A 22,992-nucleotide genomic window follows, 5' to 3' on the forward strand; every position below is an offset into this window, starting at 1 on the left:
TCGTTTTATGGTAAAAATGTTTGCTTTTAATAATTATATGTTTTATATTTGTGACATAGAATAAAGGTTTACTCATAGTTTATTAGTCTGATACGAATGAAAAGCATAACGTGCGACCAGAATTGTGCGTATTTATTTCGTTAGATACAAGTATATTACGATACCGTGAGGTATGAGGGTACTATGATCTAATATTTATAACTCCGATGAAAAAGACCTCGTAGCACTACATGCGAGGTCTTCTTTCTTTTTCTAATGAAAGATAAGGGTGGATAGTTTTTCTTCGGAAAACAATTCGTTTGCTGTTTCCAGGATTTCTTTTGAAGTGATACTTTCGATACGCCGGGCAACCTCCTCCGTGGTACTGCAGGAGCCGTAATGCAAGAAATTCTTTCCCATATTCAGTGCGGTATTTTCTTTGTTTTCGGTGGCTACGCCTAGTTGTCCTAACAATTGTTTTTTCGCGGCGTTAAGTTGGTTCTGAGTCAATGCGGTAGTTCTGAGGCGGTTTAGTTCTTTATGTATGAGTTGGAGGCATTTTTCCGTGTTTTTCGGATCTGAACCGAAATAAATGGAAAATATTCCGGTATCGGTATAAGAAGTTACCGATGATTCAACGTTGTAAACATATCCTGTCTTTTCTCGTAGCGATACATTGAGCAGGCTGTTCATGCCGGGACCGCCCAGAATATTGTTCAATAAGTACAGAGAGTGGCGCTTGGGATCGAACATATGGTATGCCCTGGTACCCAGGATAGTATGTGCCTGAAATGTTTCCATTTTTTCCTGTATGTGAAATGGCGGATTGTGTCCGGGGGGTATCCGGTTGTTCTTGTGAGAAGAAAGAGGGAGGGCGGAAAAGAAATGTTCGGCCAGTCTGATGATTTTTTTAAATTCGGTCTTTCCCATAGAGAAAAATATCATATTGCCCGGATGATATTGTTGAGTAAGGAATATGTGACCGTCTTCGGAGCATAATGATTCCAGATCTTTCTGGCTTCCTAATATGTTGTGGCCTAGTGCGTGTCCTGAGAATAAACGGTTTTCAAATTCATCATAGATAAGTTCCGATGGAGTATCCCGGTATGAATTTATTTCGTCCAGGATTACTTCACGTTCTTTTTCAAGTTCGTGGGCCGGGAATTGAGAGTTTATGACCAGATCGGCCAGCAGATCCATTGCTCTCGAGAGATGTTCTTCCAGAAATACGGAATATATAACGGTTTCTTCTTTTGTCGTATATGCATTGAGTTCGCCGCCTACCGTTTCCATCCGGTTTAGTATATGCCAGGATCTGCGATGTGTAGTTCCTTTAAATATCATATGTTCTACGAAGTGGGCCAGACCGAATTTGCCGGTTGATTCATCCCGGGTTCCGGCATTGACAGTAAAGCCGCAGTATGAGACTGCAGAACTCGTAGGACGATGAATAATTCGAAGTCCGTTAGATAATGTATATGTTTGGTAGGGCATGTCTGTGCTGTACGTATTGCGTGCAAAAGTGACTATAATATTGTCATTTTCTTCCGAAGTCTGCCGGAATCTCACCCCATTCTTTTGTTTCCCATTTCAATAGCAGGTTGGAATATACATTTATTTGGAGCCATTTTTCGGCTCGTCTTATCAGTTCGAATATCGGTGCATTTACCGGGGTTTCGACAAGTTGTGTTTTGCATTTTTTTTGTCTGACCCAAGCCAGGGCATTCCGGCTGTCGCTATATAACGGTATGCAGATGTTTCGTTGTTTCATAAGTGCGAGACCGTGAACAATGGCCAGAAATTCTCCTATATTGTTGGTGCCTTGCGGCATGGGACCCATTCTGAATATTTCTTCTCCTGTGGCAGTATATACCCCCCGGTATTCCATGTCTCCCGGATTTCCGCTACAGGCGGCATCTACGGCAAGGCTGTCCGGAATAACGGCGGCCGGGAGTTTTGCTTGTCCTGCTTGTTTTACTGTTTCGTTTTTTTTATCCGCATGTCCGGCGATTTGTTTCAGGAGTCCTATATGCTCTTCCGGTTTTCCCCGGAATGCTTTTATGGCAGCTTCACGCGAATCGAAACTTTTATATTTGGCTCCTTTTACGTTCTCTACTTGTTGGCGGCATTCTTCCCAGGAATCATATATTCCCGGTGCCAGTCCTTCCCATACTACATAATATTTATATTTTGTCATACGGATGCAGTTGCTTTCATTTTAATATTGCAAAAGTAGATAAAAATGGTGTATATTTGTCTTTCAAACCATTATAAACATGCGAAGAATAAGATTATATATCTGTGTATTGGCGTTCGTGGGTATTTTATCTGCTTGCGATAATTCGAAGAGAGACTCGGAACGGTGGCTGCGTGAAGGTCTTGCTCTGGTGAACAAGGGAGATTCTATTACCCGGGATGAATGTGTAGAAGCCCAGTCTCTTTTCGCCTGGGCTATCGAACAAGATGCCGGTAATATGGATGTGTATTTCCATAAAACATTATGCGATTTATTGCTCTGGGAGCCTGAAAGCGCATATCGCACGGCCGGAGAGGCTTTGAAACAGATCGGGAATGGCGATCATTATCTGAAACCTTATTTTCTTACGGTGCGGGGAATGATCGATTATGATCGTAAGGAGATGAATTTATCCCGCAAGTCTCTGGAGGAGGCTTTAAAAATCTATGAACAGCGGATAAGCCGGAATCCCGTAAATCTGGATAATATATTGAATAAGTCTATTTTGCTGATATCACTCGGCAGGAAAGAAGACGCGGAAGATTTTATTAATAATTTGCCTCAAAAACAGGAAGATAAGGATCTATTGTCGAGAATGGCGAGAGAGTATGATCCTGACGATTTCGGGATATCGTGGAGGGAAAAGAATGCGGCACTCAAATAAACAAAAAGGACATGAAAAGGGTTTTTTTAGTAGGCTATATGGGGGCCGGTAAAACGACTTTGGGCCGGAAGGTGGCAGAAAGAACGGGACTTTCCTTTATTGATCTGGACTGTTATATAGAGGCTCGCTATCATAAAAGCGTATCTATGATATTCGCCGAAAGGGGAGAGACTTCTTTCCGGGAAATTGAGAGGGAAATGTTGCATGAGGTAGGGGAGTTTGACAATGTGCTTATTGCTACCGGAGGTGGTACTCCCTGTTTTTATAGCAATATGGATTATATGAATGACCGTGGTCTGACTGTGTATCTCGATACTTCCGAAGAAACTTTATTCTGCAGACTGAAACAGTCGAGGAACAAGCGTCCGTTAGTTGCATCTAAAGCCGATGACGAGTTACGTTTTTTTATTGGAAATGCTTTGTCTCAACGTTCCTGTCACTATAAAAAGTCCAGACTGATTTTTGATGCGAACCGTTTGGACGGTTATGAGGAATTGGATAAATCGGCTGCCCTTCTGTCTGTTCTTATAGAAGAATATTATCGGAAAAAAAATGATCAATGTGAGGAGGAAGATTCCTGATATAATTTATCATGCGAATCTGAAATCATGATGAATATTTTTGTTAACTTCGTATTCAATAAATCTGTATGTCGCTATGAAAGATAGTTATTCTCCACAATCGGCCGGTGGCTTACATCCGCAGGAACAGTTGCTGGGAACTCCGGTTTCCCGTAATCATTTATGTATAGGTCTGCCTAAAGAGGAGAGTAACGGTGAAAAGAGGTTTCCTCTCACACCCGAAGGCGTGGCTATATTGGTTGCTAACGGTTATCGGGTGAGGATAGAGTCCCAGGCCGGGAATGTTATCAATTATTCGGACTACCATTATGCCGAGGCTGGTGCCGAGATTGTAAATACAGGCGAAGTATATCGTTGCGACCTTGTGTTGAAAACGACACCGTTGTCTGTGCAGGAGGCTGGGTTTATAAGACCGGGTGCCCTTTTATTTACTTTACTGCAACCTCAATATCAATCTCCTGAAGTTTTGAAGATTCTTTTGCAAAAGCGTATTATCGCCATTGCATATGATTTGATATCTAACGAATCTCATCATTATCCTTTTGCCGATATGCTGGCAGAGGTCGAGGGACGGGCGTCGGTCGTGGTCGCTTCGGAACTGATGAGCAACCGGTCGGGGGGCAAGGGTATTTTATTGGGGGGCATTTCCGGGGTAGCGCCTTCGGAAGTTGTTATCATAGGTGCCGGTCTTGCCGGCCGGGCTGCAGCACATTCTGCCCTGGCGCAAGGAGCTCTGGTGCGTTTATTCGATAATGACGTTTATCGTTTACGTTTAGCCCGCCAGGAGATAGATTATTCCTTATTCACATCCAACTTGCATCCTCATGTGTTGAAAAATGCATTACATTCGGCCGATGTCGTTATTAGTACCGAAGTAATGCCGGGAGGTAAATTGACAGAAGAGAATGTGAAGGAGATGAAAAAGGGTGCATTGCTGTTCGACCTATGTATGGACAGGGGAGGCTGTTCCGAGACTTCATTATGTAGCGACAGGCCTTGTGACCGGGTGTATGAAAAACATGGAGTCCTGCATTATTGCCTCTCCAGTGTGGGTTCGACGGTTGCCCGTACGGCGGCGATGGCTATGAGTAATTTGTTTGTTTCTCTATTCTTGGAGTTCGGGGAGCAAGGCGGAGTACAAGGACGTATTGAGTCTTGTGAAGGATTCCGGCGGGCTGTTTATCTTTATGGCGGTCGCGTAGTAAATCATGATTTGAGCGTACGTTGCGGTTTTCCCTATTATGACATGAGTTTGTTTGTTTCTATGTTTTGAAATAAAAAACCGATAAATATGCACAAATTGCAAGAATAAATGCTGTAATATTAAATAAATGACAAAAAATATGGCTGGCATGGTAATTTTTTGTTACTTTGTTGCTATAGAATATATTTGCTTTGTATATATCAAAAACTTATAGTAATCATGTTGGAAAAGACTAAGGTGAAAGTCCTTGATAAAGTAGTAGTTCGTTTTTCCGGAGACTCCGGTGACGGAATGCAGTTGGCAGGGAATATTTTTTCGAATGTTTCGGCCGAGATTGGAAATGAAATTTCGACTTTTCCTGATTACCCGGCGGAGATCAGGGCTCCTCAGGGAACGTTGGGAGGTGTTTCGGGTTTTCAGGTACATATTGGTAAGGGGGTATATACTCCCGGGGATAAGGCGGATGTTCTGATTGCCATGAATCCGGCGGCTCTGAAGACCAATGTAAAGTTTGTGAAGCCCGGCGGAGTTATTATTGTCGATACCGACAGCTTTAAAGAAAGTGACCTGAAGAAGGCTGCATTTGTAACAGACGATCCGATGAAAGAATTGGGTGTGGCTCATATGCAGATAGTTCCGGTACAGATATCCCAGATGGTGAAAGATTCCCTGGCAACTTCCGGTCTGGATAATAAGGCCATATTGCGTTGCAAAAATATGTTTGCTTTAGGATTTGTTTGTTGGTTATTCGACCGTCCTCTGGAACAGGCTCTACACCTGTTGAAAAACAAATTCGCTAAAAAACCCGAAATATATGAGGCGAATGCTAAGGTTATGGCCGACGGTTATAATTATGGAAACAATATACATGCATCGGTTTCTACTTACCGCATAGAAGGGGTTACAGAAGTGAAGAAAGGTGTATATACCGATGTGAACGGGAACACGGCTACGGCCTGGGGACTTATAGCTGCTTCGGAAAAATCGGGATTGCCATTGTTCCTCGGGAGTTATCCTATTACTCCGGCGACTGATGTATTGCATGAACTGGCAAAACGGAAAGACCTGGGAGTTAAAGCAATCCAGGTGGAAGATGAGATTGCCGGCGTTTGTACGGCTATCGGTGCAGCCTTTGCCGGTAATCTGGCCGTGACCTCTACTTCAGGGCCTGGACTGGCGCTCAAGGGTGAGGGAATAGGTTTGGCCGTTATGGCAGAATTGCCGCTTGTTATCGTAGATGTACAACGTGGTGGACCCTCTACCGGTCTTCCTACTAAAACGGAACAGACCGACCTTTTACAGGCTTTGTACGGCCGGAACGGCGAGTGTCCATTGGTAGTTATGGCCGCCTCCACTCCGACAAATTGTTTCGATATGGCTTTCCATGCGGCTAAGATTGCACTGGAACATATGACGCCCGTTATTCTCCTGACCGACGGGTTTATCGGTAACGGCTCTTCGGCATGGCGTATCCCGGATATAGATGAATATCCCGACATTACTCCCAATTATGTACAAACCGGATTGCTGGATAAGGGATGGAAACCTTATGTTCGTGATGAGGAAACTCAGGTGCGTTTCTGGGCCAAGCCGGGAACGGAAGGTTTTATGCATCGCCTGGGAGGTCTTGAAAAGGATTACAGGACGAGTGCGATATCTACCGATCCGGTGAATCATGAAAAAATGGTGCGTACCCGTCAGGCAAAAATAGATTATATATCTCATTGTATACCGGAGGTGGAGATACAGGGTAATGCTGATGCCGACTTGCTGGTCGTAAGCTGGGGCGGAACTTACGGGCATGTGTTCTCGGCTGTAGAGGAATTGAATAAAAACGGAAAGTCGGTGGCGCTCGCTCATTTCAATTATATCAGTCCGTTACCTGCTAATGCTGAAAAGATACTGACTTCATACAAGAAAGTGATTGTTTGCGAGTTGAATAACGGCCAGTTTGCTTCTTATCTGGGCGGTAAGATACCGGGATTTGCTCCGGCCCGTTATAATAAAATACAAGGGCAGCCTTTTATGATAAGTGAACTGGTGGAAAATATATCAAAATTTTTGGAGGAGTAAAAAATGGAAGAGAATAAACAATATACGGCACAGGATTATAAAAGCGATCAATATGTGCGTTGGTGCCCGGGTTGCGGAGACCATGCCATCGTAAATGTTTTGCAGAAGGCAATGGCTGAGTTGGGAGTTCCTCCCCATCTTACGGCAGTTATTTCGGGTATAGGCTGTTCTTCGCGTCTGCCCTATTATATGAATACATACGGTTTTCATACGATACACGGACGTGCGGCGGCGATAGCTACCGGTGTAAAGGTGGCTAATCCGGAGCTTACCGTATGGGAGATAACCGGCGACGGAGATTGTCTGGCGATAGGGGGTAATCATTTTATACATGCCGTACGGCGGAATATAGATTTGAATATCGTGTTGCTGAATAATAAAATATATGGTCTTACAAAAGGTCAGTATTCACCTACTACCGATCGTGGGTTTGTTACTAAATCGTCTCCTTACGGGACAGTAGAAGATCCGTTTATTCCGGCGGAATTAGTATTCGGTGCCCGGGGGAATTTCTTTGCCCGTTCTATGGATGTAGAGACGGCCTTGTCTCAGGAGGTGTTGGTAGAAGCCGCCCGCCACAAGGGGACTTCGGTCGTGGAGATGCTGCAGAACTGTGTAATATTCAATCATAATGTTCATAATTATGTGACTGACCGGGAATTTCGGGCCGACCGTACTATCCAATTGAGACATGGCGAGAAAATGGTGTTCGGAAAAGATAAAAATAGGGGGCTGGTACTTGACGGTTTTCTGATCAAAGCCGTGACGATCGGGGAGAATGGAGTAACAATGGATGATATTTTGGTACATGATGCTAAAATGCCTGAAAATTTTCTGCACCAGCAGCTGGCTATGATGGACGGGCATGAACTGCCTCTTGCACTTGGGGTAATACGATCGGTGGAAGCTCCGGTGTATGATGAAGAAGTGGCACGACAGGTGGAAGAGGTAAAGGGCCGTAAGAATTATTCTTGTCTGAAAGATTTCTTGCTGAGCGGTGAGACCTGGGAAGTAAAATAAAGATAATAGTACGGATAATTAACAGGCGTTTTGGAAAGTATTCCAAAACGCCTGTATTATGTTGTTTTTTAAGAACTAATGACATCTCTTATTTGTTAAGGTATATGTAGTGCTAAAAATAATTATTAATTTAGCCTTCGTAAAATTTATACCTTGTTTTATGATCATAACCCTTATCATTCTGGCCTTTTCGGCTGTGTTTTTCATGAACGGCAAGATACGTTCCGATGTTGTCGCATTATGTTCTCTGATCTCGCTTATTTTGTTCGGCATATTGACTCCCGAAGAAGCTTTGTCGGGATTTTCAAATAACATCGTCATTATGATGGTAGGCCTGTTTGTTGTGGGAGGTGCGATATTCCAGACAGGACTGGCAAAGATGATAAGCGGACGGATCATGCAGTTGGCGGGGAAAAGCCAGTTCAGGCTGTTTCTTCTTATCATGTTGGTGACGGCAGCTATAGGAGCGTTTGTCAGCAATACCGGTACAGTGGCGCTTATGTTACCTATTGTAGTGAGTCTTTCTGCCGGAGTCGGCGTGTCATCGAGCCGCTTTCTTATGCCCTTGGCTTTCGCCAGTAGTATGGGGGGTATGATGACTCTGATAGGTACGCCTCCCAACCTGGTTATTCAAAACTCCCTTATATCCGGAGGTTTAGAGCCCCTTTCATTTTTTTCTTTCACTCCTGTGGGACTTATTTGTATTACCGTAGGTATCCTTGCTCTTATACCGTTAAGTAAATGGTTCTTGTCGAAAAATGAACAAAGTAAAGATGAAGAACATGAAGGAAGAAAAACGCAAAAAGAACTTATTAAAGAATATCAGTTAGCTCACACGTTGTTTCGTATGATAGTAACCGCAAAGTCTGATTTCGCCGGACATTCGCTGCAGGAGTTAGACGTTACCCGACGATATGATGTGAATATTCTGGAAATACGTCGTCCTATAAAGACCCGGCGGCCTTTTTTCAAAGGTATTATGGACCAGATAACTGCCGGACCGGATACTGTGCTGGAAAAAGGAGATGTCTTGTATGTAACCGGAACACCGGATCAGGCGGGGCGTATGGCCGGAGATAACCGGCTGGAAATAGAAGATACTTATGAATCGGGTGAAAAGGGTATGGACTTGCATAATATCGGCATTGCCGAAGTTCTGCTGCTTCCGGATTCTTCGCTGGCGAATGTTATGGTAAAGGATTGCGGTTTCAGGGAAAAATTCGGTGTGAATATTCTGGGAATACAACGTCATGATACTTATATCATACATAATCTTAAAGACCAGAAGATACATAACGGGGATTCTTTACTAATTCAGGGGGAATGGTCCGATATTGCCCGTATGAGTAAAGAACAAAATGACTGGGTAGTGCTGGGACAGCCGTATGCCGAAGCTGCAAAGGTAACGATAGACCGTAAAGCTCCTACTGCCGCGGCTATTATGATAGCGATGATTGTCGCTATGGTGTTTGACATTGTACCTGCTGTAGCAGCTATTATGATAGCGGGAGTACTGATGGTACTTACCGGATGCCTGAGGAATGTAGAGGATGCTTACCGAACTATAAACTGGGAGAGTATTGTGCTTATCGCTGCTATGCTGCCCATGTCCCTGGCTCTTGAAAAGACGGGGACTTCTGCCCTGATATCGGAAAGTCTGGTGTCGGGTCTCGGAGGTTATGGTCCTCTGGTATTATTGGCGGGAATCTATTTTACTACTTCTCTTCTGACTATGTTTATTAGCAATACCGCCACGGCTGTGTTATTAGCGCCTATAGCAATGCAGTCGGCGATAGATACAGGGGTGAGTCCGTATCCGTTTCTGTTCGCTGTGACGGTTGCCGCCAGTATGTGTTTCGCTTCTCCGTTCTCTACTCCGCCTAATGCTTTGGTGATGTCCGCCGGTAAATATACTTTTATGGATTATATAAAAGTCGGATTTCCTTTGCAACTTATTATGGGCGTAGTGATGGTTTTTATATTACCGTTACTATTTCCGTTTTGATAAGATAATGAATGGTTTATAACTCGGTATAAGCTTAACAGGCAGAGATATGGTGAAAAATGAAAATTTTATGCCGGACATCGGTTTTGATATTGTAATTTTGTAACTTAGCATGGTGAACTAACAGCACGCGATAGACGCATTCATAGGGTATATCTTAGACAGCGATATACAGATAGATTTCAAAAACGATATTTGAAATTATGAAGTACAAAGAATTTCACAAATTGCACACCGAAACGGTTGGATAGGAATTCGACAAAACGGAAGTCATGTCATTAAAAAACGGTGTGAAGGTTGCAGTACCCAACCACGGTTCAAAAGAAATTCCAGAAGGTCTTCGGTTGAAATTAGTTAGGGAAATGGTGCTTAAACAGCCCCTGCTCTTTGTTACTTAGTAATTTAATTATTAAATATATGAAAAAGGTAAAAGCAATTATTACGGGAGGTAAAACGCAGTATGGCGTATGGATTGAAGGCGCTAATATATTTAGCGCGGGAGATACAATAACCGAATTAAAAGATAATTTGAAAGAAGCTATTGCGTTATATATTGAAGAAGGGGGAGACATACCCGAAGATATGAAGGGAAATTACGAGATTTGTTATACGTTTGACACATCGGGAGCATTGCGGTATTATTCAGATTTTATTTCCTTTTCGGCATTAAGCCGGTTAAGCGGCGTTAACAATAAACAGCTATGGAATTACGCAAATGGGTACCGGCGTCCTAGCGAAAAAACATCAAAAAAAATTATAGAGGCATTACGGCGTTTTGGAAATGAATTGTACCAGATTCAAATATCCTTTTGATTACAACATTTTATCTGGTATAGCCCTGGAATACTCCGGGGCTTTTTTTAATAATCGCCCGGCGGTTTTCTATTTCCGTATCCCCGCACTTTACATTTTCGGTATATTTAAAGCTGCTTTTCCAATTCCAATGAGTTGCATCTTTCCGTTAAATCCAATTCTCGCGCCTGGCTATCCCGCAATTCCTTATACAGGCTATCTACTTTCATATCGCGCTCTCCCAATCCATTCTATTTGCCGGGCGTATGCGCGGCAAATAGACCACCATTTGATGAACTCAAAACCGCTGACGGCGGTTACCACACTCGCAACAATCGTACTTATTTTAACTATATTCATTTTTTATTTCCTTTTCGGTATGAATATTCCTGTGTTAAAAGGGCTTTGCTCTGACCCCTCATTCGTTTCTGTTGTAATTAATCTATTTTTTGTAACTTAGCATAGTGAACTAACAGCGTGTCGGCTTGTTTTTGCAAGAGTGTTATAGTTGTAATTAGTCTATTTTTTGTAACTTAGCATAGTGAACTAACAGCTATAGTGTATTTTATGTAACTGAAATTGTAGTTGTAATTAGTCTATTTTTTGTAACTTAGTATAGTGAACTAACAGCAGGATGTGTGCAAGTTATTGTATATTATCTGTTTATATTGTATGTTAGAAATAAAAAAAGTTGTTGGTTTATAATAAGTCCTGCTGGTAAAAAGCAGGATTTATTATTTTAGATTTTCATCGGTTTGACTTAACCAATTGAGGAATAAACTTTTAGCGAATTATTTGAGAAGTAGTGGTAACGATTTAGCAACCGTGCGAATTTCAGCGATTTGCGGTGCTATGCTGTCAAATAACTCTTTCTATTTGCAAAGGTAGAATAATTATTTGAAAGTACAAGTGTTTGCATTCCATTCAAATATTATTTATCTAATTATTCTTGCATAAACTCCTCTCTTTGAAAGAATAGTGCTAATTTTGCACTGTTGAACAAAGTAGAATTTGGTTATGGCAACAATCATTAGAAAAACAGAACGGGACTATCAACCCAATCCTAATAAAATTGATGGATTTCGTCTCTTTACGGATATTTCACGTGAAAGAAAAGGTATCAAACCGCAATATCTGAATTTTGATTTACGTCAGCTTAATCCACACGAGTATTGTGCTGCCTATCACTTTCATCGTTATGCGGAAGAGATATTCCTTATATTGTCTGGCTCTGCTACTTTGCGTACTTCCGATGGGTTTGAAGAAGTACATGAAGGGGATATAATGTTTTTTGAGGCGGGAGAAGCTGGCGCACACCAACTTTATAATCATACCGATGAACCTTGTACTTATCTTGATTTACGTTCATATATCGGTCATGATATATGTGAATATCCCGACTCGGATAAAATTATCATTGTACCTAATGGGGAAACATTCCGAAGAAGCGAACAATATCCTTATTTTGACGGAGAAACCGAAATAGATAAAGTATGGAATGATTTAAGGAATAAAACAAAATAGGATTTAGGAATAATCCCTCAAAGGAAACTGCCCTACAAGCCACCATAAGGATTGTAGGACTTTTAGTGGATATTGTTGTAATATCTCTTTTTCATTGTTCCCCTCTGTCGTTTTTACATAATACCCGTTTGGCAATGTATGAAATGGCACAAGATAGAATAGGAACGCAGATTAACCAAAGTAACATTATAATTCCGACCAACTCGTTATTGGTTATGTAGTGTCCTTCGTCAGGAGATAAATTTGCAGGGCGTTCGCCATTATCATTCCAATCCCATACAAAGCTGAACAACACAATGGCAAGAAGTACCGTTGTAATCAGAAACAGATACCCTGCCAATTTCCACCATTGGTTGCCTTTGTATAGTTTCCATGCCATGATACCGCCAACAAGAAACAGACAGCAAAAGGCAATAGCAGCGAAATTGAACCACAATAAATGGTTTATCCACAATATAAATATGCAGATACTTGTGCATATCAGCACGATTGCCTCAAATTTCCAGAATCGTCTATCGGTTAGTTTCATACTCTCCTTGTTTTTTCTTCTCCAAATATTCTTGCTTGCCAACAAAATACTGAACGCCTATCACTCCACCACCAAATTCAAAAACAGTAGAATCGTTATAAACAACCAAACACTCGTTAGCATTTAAGCTGTCTTGCTGTTCATGGGTGAGAGGAGTATCATACAATCGGAATGAATACATTCCCATCCCGTCACGGCGGAATCCGAATTTTGTATAATCTACAGCTTGATAGTTATCTATTTCTATTCCTATACAGCCTACATCGTCCAAATGGTTCTTCAATATTCTCAGAAATCGCTCGTCCAAATAATCTGCTTGCGGAATATATCCATCTTCACCAAATTCGATAACGAGTCGAGTACTGTCTGGCAACATAAGACGGTCGTATTTTGCGATATTTCTCATCCAATCACCTTCCATTTCATAGTGTTCTGCCATAATGTCGGCATTACAATCCAGGTATGTCCGATTGCCTAAATAGATTGACACACTTAACAGAATTAAGTCTGCAATATGAAAAAGAAGCAATAGGTTATCTGTCTTAGTGCGCATTATTACCGCCCTTATAAAAGAGTATATCCAAAATCCAAGTATCGGTAAAGTGATGAAGAAAAAGAACACCGTCAATGCCAGCCACGTTAGCCGATGCCATTCATTTGTGCTTAATGAAGTATTTAAAAACACGATAAGCCATAGTGTGACAGCGAACACCGACACATATCGCATAAACCGCAAAAATGCCGTCCGTTTATTCACTGGTTGATTTGTTCTGTTGTCTATTGCTTCCATTTCCGCTATATGTTAGAGAGAGTCAAACGAAATGTGACATTGCTCGGCATATTCTTTGATTTTGTCAATGTTGTTATAATAGATTTCATCATTCATCGGATATACAACCGCACCTTTGTCACATCCACCTTCTCCATCTGGATATTCGCCATAGATAATAATAGCACCGAGAGAATCTATCGGAGTAATGGACTTCGGGAAAACCAACTCGTAACGGTGAATCTCTATTTCACGTAATCCATACTTTTTATATAAGACTGCAGTATCAAAACCCATAAAACCTTTTGCTTCCTTCATTATATATTCATCTGTTTCACAATAAACCGAATCATAAGTCAGGAATGTAATTACTCCGCCTATTATTGAGAGCAATACCCAACAAAAAGCATATAACTTAATCAGAGCATTGCATATATACTTGTTGAAATGTGTAAAATAGAGTGCTATTCCTGACAGGGCGGCTATCCAAAATATAACATATCCCAACCGCCAACGTAACTGTAAGCCGTTTATCAAAATATAAGCGAATAGAGACACTGTTACTATATGACAAAATATTAGTAATATTTTCTGCCACTTTTTCATAAGAATATCGTGTTGAAATCCAATAGCAAAGTTACAAAAAAGTACCGTTCATCAGTCATTTATGAACGGTACTTTTTTGTTTTCCAGCGCAATAATCCAATTATAGTTTCATCCCCCTACCTTTCCTTTGTGGCTGCATGGGTCGGTGCAAGTTCTGCCTTAGCTTGTCGAATTGTTCCTTGAACCACTCGGCAATGGGCTTTCGGTCAATGGCAAGGATTAACTTCGTTTTGTCTGTCGTGTCTTTCAGCACTTGGAAACCTGCCTTTTCGGTCGTGAATTTCCGCTTGTGTTCCTCCGAATAGAGTTCCCCAGCATACTCCAACGGCTTGCCACTGACGAGCGTTGCCGTCTGCCTTTCATCGAACCCGACAAGGCGGCAGAAGTTTTCGATACGGAGCATTTCACGGAAATAGGGAAACCATGCCGCCGCCTTTGCGATTACCGTTTTCAGAAACGATATTTCCTCCTTGTGCTTCGTTTCCTTGTCCACCATCTCCTTTCGGTGCTTCTGCTGCATATCCGACAGTTGTCGGCTGTGGTCTGCCTGCATGGTCTGTATCTTGTCTTGCAGTGCCTCTATCGTTTCCTCGTGGTCGGCAACCTCCCTATGCAGGGCGGTGTTCTCCCTTTCCAATGTCTTGACCTTGTTGCTGCCGAAAAGAGAACCGACACTCTCGGCGATGTTGGCGGCTGCGGTGGTTGCCGCCCCTTTCAGCTTCTCGGTCTGTATCTCTTTTTTCGCCTGCCTTAGTTCCTCCCGTGCCGTTTCTTTCTGCTGCTGCAAATCCACTACCTCCGCTTTCAGACTGTCGGCGAGTTTCTGTATGTCCCGATAATACTGCTGCGTGGACGTGTGGCGAGCCTTCGAGCCGTCTATGCCCCTTTGCAGCCCGTATTTCGCCATCGCTTCGGCATAGGTATCTTGGTAAGACTTCAATTTCAGCCGTGTCATAATATCGTCTGCGCACAGCCTTACGCTGTCGGTCGGCTTCTTGCGGTATCGCTTCTTCGCCTGTTCCTCCCTTTTCCTGCGCTTGCGCTCTCCCTTGACGATGGGGACGAGCGTAACGTGTATGTGCGGCGTTTCCTCGTCCCTGTGCAGGTGAGCCGCCACGATGTTCTCCTTTCCGAACGTGTCGGCGAAGTATTTCAGATTGTCGGCACACCACTCGTCCAACCTGCCCTCCCGTTCGATGCGCTCCATATCCTCGTGCGTTCCCGACACGTTGATGCGGATTGCCCGTACTTGGTTGCTGCCGATTTTACGTGTCAGCCCCGCTTCTTCCAGTCTTCTCTGAACAGCCGCCGAACGGTCTTTCACCCCGTCGGGGTATTCGATGAGCCTGCGGTTTAGGTGCGTGCGTGTGGGGTCGGCGTTCTTCGGTATGATGAAACGCTCGATATGGGCGGTCGTTCCGCTGTCGGAACCGTGCGCCTTTTCCATGTGTAAAACTACGAAACCCATATATTTTTCCTTTCTTACTTGACTTGTGAAACAATGATTTTCTGTATCTTCGGGGGCGGCAAAAGCCGTCCCCGATGGGGTGTGCAGAGGGGCTTGCCCCTTGCCTTATTGGGGAATTTTCAGCGATACGGAGTATTGCGGCTCGGAAAATTCCCTAATAAGCTATGGTATTTTCTCCGTAAATACCCTGCGGCGTGCCGTCTGTCTATCCGTCTGCCTTTCGGTGGTGGCTGTCCCTGCCGCCTGCTTGCCCGTATAACCCCACCTTATTTTTTCCCTTTCAGTCGGTGGGTGGCGGGGCGGTCGTTTCCGTTTTCAAAGGCTCTTTTGCATGGGGCGGTCGGATGCAAGGTTCAGGGGAAGAATACTACCCGAAGAATGAGGGTGGAGATTGTTCCCCTGACGGCGCAGCCGCCTGACCTTGAAGCCGACGTAAAGCCTCGTGCTTGCTTTGCCTTTGTAAACGGGAATGACTGCTCCGCTTGCCTGCGGTCGGGAAACAGCCCCTTTCCGTCCGTGTGACGGTATGACCGTATGAATGTATGACCGTATGACTGTATTACGGACTGATACCCCGACCGACTGACCGTTACGCCATCCATCGGTGGCTCGGCTCGGTGTCGGTAACGACAGACACGAACACCGTTGTTTTCTCTTTTCGCCCGTGCATAATCCTCTCCAACAATGCCTTGCGGACTTTCGCAGCCCCGAACGATTCCACACGGAAAGCGAGGGCGGCTATCGTTTCGAGGTTGTAAACCTCCGCACTGTATTTGTCCGATATGCGGACAGTGCGTTTTATGTCGTACTCTCTCAAAACTCCGCTCTTGCAAAGTGCCTTTATCCCTGCCCGAACCGTCGGGGCGATAACCCCGAACAGTTCGCAGATTTCCCACTCGGTCATGGCGGTTGCACCTATGTCGGTCGGCAAAGAGATACTGCCGTATTCGTCTATCGTGATGATGTTTCTTTCTTCTTTCATCGCTGTTCTGTTTTAAGGTTTTAAATGGCTCGGCAGATATTCTTTTCCATGTCCTCTAACTTGTGCGACAAGGTTTCCATGTCTTGGCTTATCTTCTGGGCGGTGATTTTGGCGTAAATCTGGGTGGTTTTTATGTTCGTGTGCCCCAAAAGGCGGCTCACCGTTTCGATGGGTACGCCGTGCGACAAAAGCACGGTCGTGGCGTTCGTGTGGCGTGCGACATGGTAGGTCAAACGCACCTTGAAACCGCATTGTCTGCCTATCCCTTTTAGTATCTTGTTGCAACTGCCGTTGCTCGGAACGGGGAACACATGACCGTCCCTTGCCAGTCCCTTGTATTTCTCTATGATACGTTTGGGAACGTCCAAAAGACGGATGTTCGATTCGGTGTTGGTTTTCTTTCTTCGGGTGATTATCCACAGGTTGCCGTCGAAGAATGTTTGCAGGCGGTCGGCGGTGAGGTTCTTCACATCGGAATACGCCAAACCCGTGAACACCGAAAAGACGAACAAGTCCCGTACAAGTTCGTGGGCGGCGTTCTTCATCGGTGCGTCCATGAGCGTTTGTATTTCCGTTTGGGTGAGGTAGCCCCTGTCCACGCTTTCGGGAGAGTTGATATATCCTGCAAAGGGGTTGAACGGCAAACGTCCGTCATTCCTCGCAATGGAAACGATGTGTTTCAACACAATCATGTAGCCCCACACGGTATTGGTACGGCATTTCTTTTCCGTTCTGAGGAAATACTCGAAGTCGTTGATGAAAGTGAGGTTGAGTTCCTTTAACGGAATATCCTCACGCTTGTAGGTATGGGGCAGGAACTCCCGAATATGGTTGCAGACCGTTTGATAGCGTCGGAATGTTCCCTGCGCCCTGCTGTGCCCGACTTTCTTCGCAAACTCGGCGTTGTGCTGCTCGAACAGCTTCAACAGGGTTTCCTGCTTGACGCCGATACCGAGATAGGCGTCTTTGAGTTTGGCGGCGGTAACATAACCGTCCGTCTGCATCAGTTCTTGATAGCGGCGGTTTACCTCTACACGGATTTTATCCACCGCAAGGTTGATTCTCTGCGCTTCGATGCTCTTGCCCGAAGCACGGTTGTTCTTCACGTCCCACAAGCGTGGGGGAACATCCATCTTGCAACTGAACTGTTTAATCTCGCCGTCCACTGTGATACGGCACATCAAAGGCAGGTTGCCGTTCGGCTTCTCGCTGCCTTTCTTCACGTAAAATAGAACCTTGAATGTACTACGCATAACTCACTCCTTTTTTTGGTTACAAAATTAAGTTACAGTGAGTTACCGACTGCTATGCAAATCTACGCAAATCGCAGAAAAAGAACCTTTTAGCAAGAAATCTGCACCCGTTACGAGAGTAATGAGGTGGTAACTGAACTCTTGCGCCGTTTGGCTTCATGTTGGCTTTCCGTTGGCTCTGCCCCATAGAAAAACAAAGCGTAACGAACGCTGTTTCAGCCAATTCGCTACGCTTTGCTCAAATTTTCTTTTCCGCTATGTGTTTATTTTAAAACAATTCTAATTGTTGATAGGGTGCAATAACCTTCTTTTGTTTTATGCCTTGGAATATTTCCATATTTCCGAATTGTTTGTCGGTAATACACAAAATGCCTATATTACCTGTTTCGGGTATCAAACTCTTTATTCGTTTCATATGAACTTCCGCATTATCCCGGCTGGCACAATGCCTTACATATATCGAGAACTGGAACATGGTGAAACCATCTTGCATTAATTTCTTACGGAAATCGCTGTATATTTTACGTTCTTTTTTAGTTTCGGTAGGTAAATCGAAAAAGACGAGTATCCACATGATTTGATATTCACTGAATAGTTCCATTTATAGTTCGGGGTATATTATTTTGCGTGATACTCCAGAAAAACAACGGGACAGGGATGCCGTGGTCTGGCTGGCGGCGAGCATGAGCGGACTTCGTTTTCCATCTATAGTTACGTCAAGGACAGGAATTGAGAGCAATCGTGATTTTATTGTTGGATTTAGTATGGTATAATCTGTTTCCGTATCGGTTATTTCGACAATATATTTGTCGATGTAGGGACGATATGGTTCCATGATATCATCGGCCAGGCAGTATGCGTTATAACGGTTATGGTGATGAATGCCGAGAGTCGGCAGCAAGCCTGAAGATACGAGAGCTCTTGCTATGATGGCCCGCAAGATGGCATAGCCGTAATTTAGCAAATTGTTTGGTGGAATGCCATCCCGGTTCCTTGTAAATCCGGGCAGATGCGGAAAAAGATTGGACCAATAATAAGCAGCCGCTCGTGCTTCGAGGTTATCGGGATCTCCGCTGCGGATATTCCGGGACCAGTTTATCATATTGCCAACAGTAATATTTCTGCATTTTTGGAGGACGGCCGCCTGATTGGCTATTTTGATTTGGACGGTTTGCTGCCAAAGTTGTTTTTGCAGGGGAAGTGAGGCGGATAGTTGTTGCCTGAAACGTTCGTTTTGAATACTGTTTCCGCAAAGAGGCAACATAAGTCCGACCGGCAACCGGCTACTGTCACAGGTGATTATGGCACAATTATTTTCCAGCAGGCTTTCGAGTAGTCCCTGTGTAAGTGTAATCTGTTTATGGTCCAATACTACGACTCCGATATCTTCGATGGGAATAGACCGTACAGCACTCTTTTTAAAATCTTCCGGAAGATTTTTATTTTTCTCAACTTCCGGAAGATGTAGAACCAGTTGAGAATTTTTAAGACTCAGGTAAGCTGGGTTCCCGAAATAAAGAGTTTTCTTAATCATAAGATGAAATTTTTCCTAAAATATCGATCTTTATTTTATGGGGATTCATTTTTTTCCAGAAGTTTGTTTCTCCGGTTCGTATAACCTTTCCTAAACGAGAGGAAAGAGCTACGTTTTTAACCCCGTTATATTTGTCTTCTACACTTGTTTCATATTGTTGCCTGAAGTAATAGTCCCCGCTCGCAAGTTTTTGCACCCGGTAAATGTAAGGATTCAAAACTGCAGAGTTTTCTGCTTCTATTGCATCTCGGAAAAGTGTTTCATCCATATTCAGAACGAACATATCATTTTGTTGCAGACTGGTCTGAAAGTTCCAGTCAGGAAGAGGAAGTAAGGAAAGAAAAGCTTCCGGAAGGTCTTTCTGTTCCTGTATGCTATTCCACACTTCCCGTGGCTGTATAATAATCATGGGTATCTTGTGTCTCTTTCGTTCTACGGCATGCCAGAATGTAACTACATGTTCATGCAGTTTTCCTTGTTCATCGGTATAAAGAGCTACATGGTGGTTATTTGCAGGCTTTACGAAACTGATGGGTTCATGTGCCGTATTGTATCTGAGAGGAATTACGGCCGAGAGTCCGGCTTTGCAGCGTACGCTTTTGACAGGTATTGTTTTGTAGGGGTCTATAAAGACGGGACGGGTATCCACATCTTTCAGGTTTGCCAATGCTTTTTTGACGTCACAGGTGTAATCACTCCCTTCTGCAAATCCTTCGTTCAGACGATTCAGTATAACTTTCCTGGCTCTTTTATCGACGATGGAATTAAGTACGTTTGCTATTTTATCATCTGTCTTTTTTTGTATTTCTCCGGTTTTTTTGTTAAATACTTTTTTCGAGGAATAAGTTTCTTTTCCCGAGAACAGGAAACCGTTACCGACTCCCAGTTTGTATTTGATAACGATTTCTTCCTTAACAGAGCTTTTTCCGGTTGCCGGATCTTTTTCGGTGAGATTTATTCTTCCATATACCGATTCCTGGTGCAGGGCCCCTTTAGGGATGATAACTCCGGTCTGGCATATTTTTCTTTTTCCGTTTATATATTTTATCTGTTTTCCTACAGTCGCTCCTTTTTTACCGGCTTTAAAAGAAATACATATGGCTGCCGCATGATTTTTGACTTCTTGCTTTGAAAAATGAGTATGGGATAATATCCACTTTTCCAGGTTTACGGGCTTGTCTTTAATATCGGATATGTTTGAATCTCCGGTCTCCTGTTTTGATTGGGCATTGAGGTGATTGATCCGTTGAATGAAGCTTTGCCGGGTACAGGCTATTGTCAGTGCGTCTATAGCATGGTGACGATGGTCCATGCGTTTGTTCCATCCTATGATTTTTTCCCGGGGGCCTTGTCCCGAATCGGGATTTTTATATAATTCTGTCATTCCCATCTCTTTATATACAGGGAAGTGAAAATCGTGAAGAACGGTGTCCCATCCCCATACATGTTTTACGAAGTCGGTAATGCTGCCGCTGGTAGTCGATACATTCCGGCATATCCGGGTAAGAATATCTTTTGCTTTACGGGATATGTACTGGGTTTCTCTCAGTTGCCGTTCTATAAAATCCTGAGGGATATCGGCCTCGGTTGTCAACAATCTTTCCCGTTTAGTACTTGTAATTTTTCCTTCATTATAGTAGAGCTCTATGCGTTGAATGTAGCTGTTGAACTCTTCTTCCGGCTTGGATTTCATATAATCGTAAGCTGTGCGGTTATTCTTTTCCCGGTTGCATTTGCGACAGGAACATACTTTATTGTTAAAGCTGTTATCGAAGAAGCGGGATCTGGGCAGGATGTGCTCTATTTCCACATCAAAACCGTCGAGAAATTCCCGAACGTTTACCGGTTGTCCGCAATAAAAACATTTTTGTTGTGCTTCTTCCCATAAACGGTATTTTTGTATGCGGTTAAGGCTAGGGGAACCGTACTCCTTTATCCTGTCTGCAATGCGTTTGTTATTTTTTTCTTGTTCACGCATATTTTTGTCGGTCCTGGCTCGTTCTTCCCGGCTTTGTTTCAACTCCCGGGCCAGCTCCACCCGTATTTCATCCATTCTCCCGTAACGGTCAGTAATAGCGTTTACAACTTTTATCATCTGGTTGAGTATTTTCTCAACGATAGGTTGCCGGAGCTCGTTCTTCTGAATGGGTTCGAGTTTGAGGGAAAGCTCCCGGTTTTCGTTCTCTTCTTTTGTAAGACTTTCGGAATGCCGGAAACCTGCCATTTGACAGGCTTCGCTGTACATATACCCTTGCATCAGGAAAGGTAGAATACGCCGGATGGCTTTAGCGGATTTGTTGCCGAATCCCGGGGTAACAAAATCGGTTTTATATAGGTTTGAAATTATTTCTTCGTCGGTAATATCGAATTGTTTTTTCAGTGCGGATGCCAGTTCGTCTTTATCATTAATGGAATAGACAATATGCCACAATCTGTATAAAGGTTCTTTTTCCATATCGGCACTGATAACGGGAATGATTTCTCCGGTTTCTGTATCTACCATTCCGGAGTCTTTTTCGTCTAACCGGAATCTCAACATTCTATCAGAAAGAGGATATTCTTTCAGTATCTTTTTCAATGCCGTTTTGGTCGTATTGCCGAGTAATCCCCGTCCGATGGCTTTTCCTCCCCACCAGCCGTCGGCTTTGGATATTTCCAATATCCGGTAAAGTTCTTTCAAAGTAAGTTTTTCATTATTGTCGAGATAGTCGAAAAGCATCTGTTTTTGTTGCAGGGTTATTTCGAAAGTTTCTCCTTTCTTGTTTTTCAGGGTGAGATTATTGATGCTTTCCCATATTTTACAGACTTGGAAAAGCGGCGAGCTTTTGGGTGCTACTTTAGGGCCGTTATATATGGCCTTTCCCGCATTATTGAGATAAGATTTTTTTTCGAATTCACACAGTGAGATAAGATGTTTGCAGGATTTTAGCTTTCTCTGGTAATAGATAATCTCGTTTCTTATTTTATTAATTACTTTCTCGGTGAGCAGATCCGGGTAATATTTTTGCTGACAAGACATGATACGGTCGTATTCTTCCATATAAGCTTCCCGGGGAAATATTTGGTCTTTGATGCGGTAGGTATAGAACGTACCGTTTTCATGGGTAACAGCAGTTTCTTTTAACCGGGAATAAAAGTATTGTCCTATTGTCAGGTCCAACTGTTTAATTGTATCATATCTGGAAGCAATATGTTTTAAGTATTCGCTCTGTTTTTTATCTTTGCCGGACTCATCGTTTTTCACCGGCTTATATCCTCTTTTTTGATTGAGATGATACAGTACTCTTCCTATCTCGGGTAAACTGAGCTTTTCTCCGGGCGTGGCGGCCCGGGCTCTTAATTCCCATAGTTGCAATACGGGTAGCTTTATGAGATTTTCATCAGGCAGCATATACAATGCTTTGAGAACACCTGTCAGATTTTCCCTTCTCTGCTGGTAGCGGTCATATCCTTTGCGTGCAGTACGGGAGTTTGTCCTGTCCTGGTTTTTGGAAATGGTATTTCCTGTTGAAAATTGAGTAGCGTCGTCGGTCGTGAGCGGAATGAGACGTACGCCCATATCTATGATTTTTGCAGGATTATTATTATCGTCTGCTTGTATAATGGCCCATCCTATGCTGCTGGTCCCCAAATCCAATCCTAATACTTTTTTCATGCTATTGATTTTCAGGTTTCTCATATATTTTATCCTCTTCCTTTTAATAAGGAATTCTCTAAAATAATAAATTATTTTTAATAATAGGTATAAATATGATTTTTTTTGTTATATTTGT

20 protein-coding genes are annotated in these 22,992 nt (G+C 43.2%); 9 read left to right on the forward strand and 11 right to left on the reverse strand.

The window, feature by feature from the left end:
• Positions 1-252: 252 nt before the first annotated feature.
• Complete coding sequence (locus OCV73_RS08960; RefSeq protein ID WP_147551511.1) at positions 253-1,473, reverse strand: M16 family metallopeptidase; 1,221 nt, start codon at positions 1,471-1,473, stop codon at positions 253-255.
• 43 nt (positions 1,474-1,516) lie between these two features.
• Entirely contained in the window at positions 1,517-2,176 is a 660-nt protein-coding gene (locus tag OCV73_RS08965; protein WP_147551444.1) for a ribonuclease H1 domain-containing protein, read from the reverse strand.
• Positions 2,177-2,255: 79 nt separating this feature from the next.
• Here OCV73_RS08965 and OCV73_RS08970 point away from each other — a divergent pair, with 79 nt between their 5' ends.
• From OCV73_RS08970 to OCV73_RS09005, 8 genes are all read left to right on the forward strand, one after another.
• On the forward strand, positions 2,256-2,879 hold the full coding sequence (locus OCV73_RS08970) for a tetratricopeptide repeat protein (protein ID WP_147551446.1): 624 nt from the start codon (positions 2,256-2,258) through the stop codon (positions 2,877-2,879).
• A gap of 11 nt (positions 2,880-2,890) precedes the next feature.
• Positions 2,891-3,460 (forward strand): shikimate kinase, encoded by a 570-nt coding sequence (locus OCV73_RS08975; protein WP_147551449.1) that lies wholly within the window; start codon positions 2,891-2,893, stop codon positions 3,458-3,460.
• Positions 3,461-3,536: 76 nt separating this feature from the next.
• Entirely contained in the window at positions 3,537-4,733 is a 1,197-nt protein-coding gene (locus OCV73_RS08980; RefSeq protein ID WP_147551450.1) for an alanine dehydrogenase, read from the forward strand.
• A gap of 150 nt (positions 4,734-4,883) precedes the next feature.
• Positions 4,884-6,737: a 2-oxoacid:acceptor oxidoreductase subunit alpha gene (locus OCV73_RS08985; protein ID WP_147551452.1), complete on the forward strand. Its 1,854-nt coding sequence runs from the start codon at positions 4,884-4,886 to the stop codon at positions 6,735-6,737.
• Between the two features lie 3 nt (positions 6,738-6,740).
• The gene (locus OCV73_RS08990; protein ID WP_147551454.1) at positions 6,741-7,757 is read left to right on the forward strand and encodes a 2-oxoacid:ferredoxin oxidoreductase subunit beta; all 1,017 of its coding nucleotides are present in this window, start codon (positions 6,741-6,743) and stop codon (positions 7,755-7,757) included.
• Between the two features lie 160 nt (positions 7,758-7,917).
• Entirely contained in the window at positions 7,918-9,762 is a 1,845-nt protein-coding gene (locus OCV73_RS08995) for an SLC13 family permease (protein ID WP_262512935.1), read from the forward strand.
• A 417-nt stretch (positions 9,763-10,179) separates the two neighbouring features.
• On the forward strand, positions 10,180-10,575 hold the full coding sequence (locus OCV73_RS09000) for a type II toxin-antitoxin system HicB family antitoxin (RefSeq protein ID WP_147551456.1): 396 nt from the start codon (positions 10,180-10,182) through the stop codon (positions 10,573-10,575).
• Between the two features lie 996 nt (positions 10,576-11,571).
• The gene (locus tag OCV73_RS09005; protein WP_115501424.1) at positions 11,572-12,078 is read left to right on the forward strand and encodes a cupin domain-containing protein; all 507 of its coding nucleotides are present in this window, start codon (positions 11,572-11,574) and stop codon (positions 12,076-12,078) included.
• 91 nt (positions 12,079-12,169) lie between these two features.
• Here the strand turns inward: OCV73_RS09005 and OCV73_RS09010 are convergent, their stop codons facing one another.
• From OCV73_RS09010 to mobV, 4 genes are all read right to left on the reverse strand, one after another.
• Positions 12,170-12,607 carry a hypothetical protein gene (locus tag OCV73_RS09010; protein ID WP_115501425.1) on the reverse strand — a complete coding sequence of 146 codons (438 nt, stop codon included), beginning with the start codon at positions 12,605-12,607 and terminating at the stop codon, positions 12,170-12,172.
• Positions 12,591-13,046: a hypothetical protein gene (locus OCV73_RS09015; RefSeq protein ID WP_147551458.1), complete on the reverse strand. Its 456-nt coding sequence runs from the start codon at positions 13,044-13,046 to the stop codon at positions 12,591-12,593. Before OCV73_RS09015 ends, OCV73_RS09010 begins: the two co-directional genes overlap by 17 nt.
• A gap of 363 nt (positions 13,047-13,409) precedes the next feature.
• Complete coding sequence (locus OCV73_RS09020) at positions 13,410-13,982, reverse strand: hypothetical protein (protein ID WP_147292164.1); 573 nt, start codon at positions 13,980-13,982, stop codon at positions 13,410-13,412.
• A gap of 100 nt (positions 13,983-14,082) precedes the next feature.
• Positions 14,083-15,450, reverse strand: a complete 1,368-nt coding sequence (gene mobV, locus OCV73_RS09025) for a MobV family relaxase (RefSeq protein WP_147551460.1) — start codon at positions 15,448-15,450, stop codon at positions 14,083-14,085.
• 33 nt (positions 15,451-15,483) lie between these two features.
• Between mobV and OCV73_RS09030 the strand changes: the two genes are divergently transcribed.
• A complete protein-coding gene (locus tag OCV73_RS09030; RefSeq protein WP_167551235.1) occupies positions 15,484-15,972 on the forward strand; it encodes a hypothetical protein in 489 nt (162 codons plus the stop codon).
• Positions 15,973-16,039: 67 nt separating this feature from the next.
• On the opposite strand, the gene OCV73_RS09035 is transcribed toward OCV73_RS09030, so the two are convergent.
• From OCV73_RS09035 to cas9, 5 genes are all read right to left on the reverse strand, one after another.
• Entirely contained in the window at positions 16,040-16,432 is a 393-nt protein-coding gene (locus tag OCV73_RS09035) for a hypothetical protein (protein ID WP_147551462.1), read from the reverse strand.
• 20 nt (positions 16,433-16,452) lie between these two features.
• Positions 16,453-17,685 (reverse strand): site-specific integrase, encoded by a 1,233-nt coding sequence (locus OCV73_RS09040; protein ID WP_147551463.1) that lies wholly within the window; start codon positions 17,683-17,685, stop codon positions 16,453-16,455.
• A gap of 268 nt (positions 17,686-17,953) precedes the next feature.
• Positions 17,954-18,286 carry a CRISPR-associated endonuclease Cas2 gene (gene cas2, locus OCV73_RS09045; protein ID WP_147551465.1) on the reverse strand — a complete coding sequence of 111 codons (333 nt, stop codon included), beginning with the start codon at positions 18,284-18,286 and terminating at the stop codon, positions 17,954-17,956.
• Positions 18,287-19,219 (reverse strand): type II CRISPR-associated endonuclease Cas1, encoded by a 933-nt coding sequence (gene cas1, locus OCV73_RS09050; protein WP_147551467.1) that lies wholly within the window; start codon positions 19,217-19,219, stop codon positions 18,287-18,289. It abuts the gene before it with no gap.
• Positions 19,212-22,874 (reverse strand): type II CRISPR RNA-guided endonuclease Cas9, encoded by a 3,663-nt coding sequence (gene cas9, locus OCV73_RS09055; protein WP_167551236.1) that lies wholly within the window; start codon positions 22,872-22,874, stop codon positions 19,212-19,214. The genes cas1 and cas9 overlap by 8 nt, the downstream gene beginning before the upstream one ends.
• Between the last annotated feature and the right edge of the window lie 118 nt (positions 22,875-22,992).

Source organism: Barnesiella propionica, from assembly GCF_025567045.1.
Lineage (GTDB): Bacteria > Bacteroidota > Bacteroidia > Bacteroidales > Barnesiellaceae > Barnesiella_B > Barnesiella_B propionica.

What these genes read in the sequence shown, in the direction of transcription:
- mobV (WP_147551460.1), bottom strand. Translation starts at nt 15,450, where the DNA reads ATGGGTTTCGTAGTTTTACACATGGAAAAGGCGCACGGTTCCGACAGC.
- OCV73_RS09005 (WP_115501424.1), top strand. Translation starts at nt 11,572, where the DNA reads ATGGCAACAATCATTAGAAAAACAGAACGGGACTATCAACCCAATCCT.
- OCV73_RS08975 (WP_147551449.1), top strand. Translation starts at nt 2,891, where the DNA reads ATGAAAAGGGTTTTTTTAGTAGGCTATATGGGGGCCGGTAAAACGACT.
- OCV73_RS09035 (WP_147551462.1), bottom strand. Translation starts at nt 16,432, where the DNA reads ATGAAAGAAGAAAGAAACATCATCACGATAGACGAATACGGCAGTATC.
- OCV73_RS09030 (WP_167551235.1), top strand. Translation starts at nt 15,484, where the DNA reads ATGATTTTCTGTATCTTCGGGGGCGGCAAAAGCCGTCCCCGATGGGGT.
- OCV73_RS08980 (WP_147551450.1), top strand. Translation starts at nt 3,537, where the DNA reads ATGAAAGATAGTTATTCTCCACAATCGGCCGGTGGCTTACATCCGCAG.
- OCV73_RS08965 (WP_147551444.1), bottom strand. Translation starts at nt 2,176, where the DNA reads ATGACAAAATATAAATATTATGTAGTATGGGAAGGACTGGCACCGGGA.
- OCV73_RS08990 (WP_147551454.1), top strand. Translation starts at nt 6,741, where the DNA reads ATGGAAGAGAATAAACAATATACGGCACAGGATTATAAAAGCGATCAA.
- OCV73_RS08970 (WP_147551446.1), top strand. Translation starts at nt 2,256, where the DNA reads ATGCGAAGAATAAGATTATATATCTGTGTATTGGCGTTCGTGGGTATT.
- OCV73_RS09020 (WP_147292164.1), bottom strand. Translation starts at nt 13,982, where the DNA reads ATGAAAAAGTGGCAGAAAATATTACTAATATTTTGTCATATAGTAACA.
- cas2 (WP_147551465.1), bottom strand. Translation starts at nt 18,286, where the DNA reads ATGGAACTATTCAGTGAATATCAAATCATGTGGATACTCGTCTTTTTC.
- OCV73_RS08985 (WP_147551452.1), top strand. Translation starts at nt 4,884, where the DNA reads ATGTTGGAAAAGACTAAGGTGAAAGTCCTTGATAAAGTAGTAGTTCGT.
- OCV73_RS09000 (WP_147551456.1), top strand. Translation starts at nt 10,180, where the DNA reads ATGAAAAAGGTAAAAGCAATTATTACGGGAGGTAAAACGCAGTATGGC.
- OCV73_RS09040 (WP_147551463.1), bottom strand. Translation starts at nt 17,685, where the DNA reads ATGCGTAGTACATTCAAGGTTCTATTTTACGTGAAGAAAGGCAGCGAG.
- OCV73_RS09015 (WP_147551458.1), bottom strand. Translation starts at nt 13,046, where the DNA reads ATGGCAGAACACTATGAAATGGAAGGTGATTGGATGAGAAATATCGCA.
- OCV73_RS09010 (WP_115501425.1), bottom strand. Translation starts at nt 12,607, where the DNA reads ATGAAACTAACCGATAGACGATTCTGGAAATTTGAGGCAATCGTGCTG.
- OCV73_RS08960 (WP_147551511.1), bottom strand. Translation starts at nt 1,473, where the DNA reads ATGCCCTACCAAACATATACATTATCTAACGGACTTCGAATTATTCAT.
- cas9 (WP_167551236.1), bottom strand. Translation starts at nt 22,874, where the DNA reads ATGAAAAAAGTATTAGGATTGGATTTGGGGACCAGCAGCATAGGATGG.
- OCV73_RS08995 (WP_262512935.1), top strand. Translation starts at nt 7,918, where the DNA reads ATGATCATAACCCTTATCATTCTGGCCTTTTCGGCTGTGTTTTTCATG.
- cas1 (WP_147551467.1), bottom strand. Translation starts at nt 19,219, where the DNA reads ATGATTAAGAAAACTCTTTATTTCGGGAACCCAGCTTACCTGAGTCTT.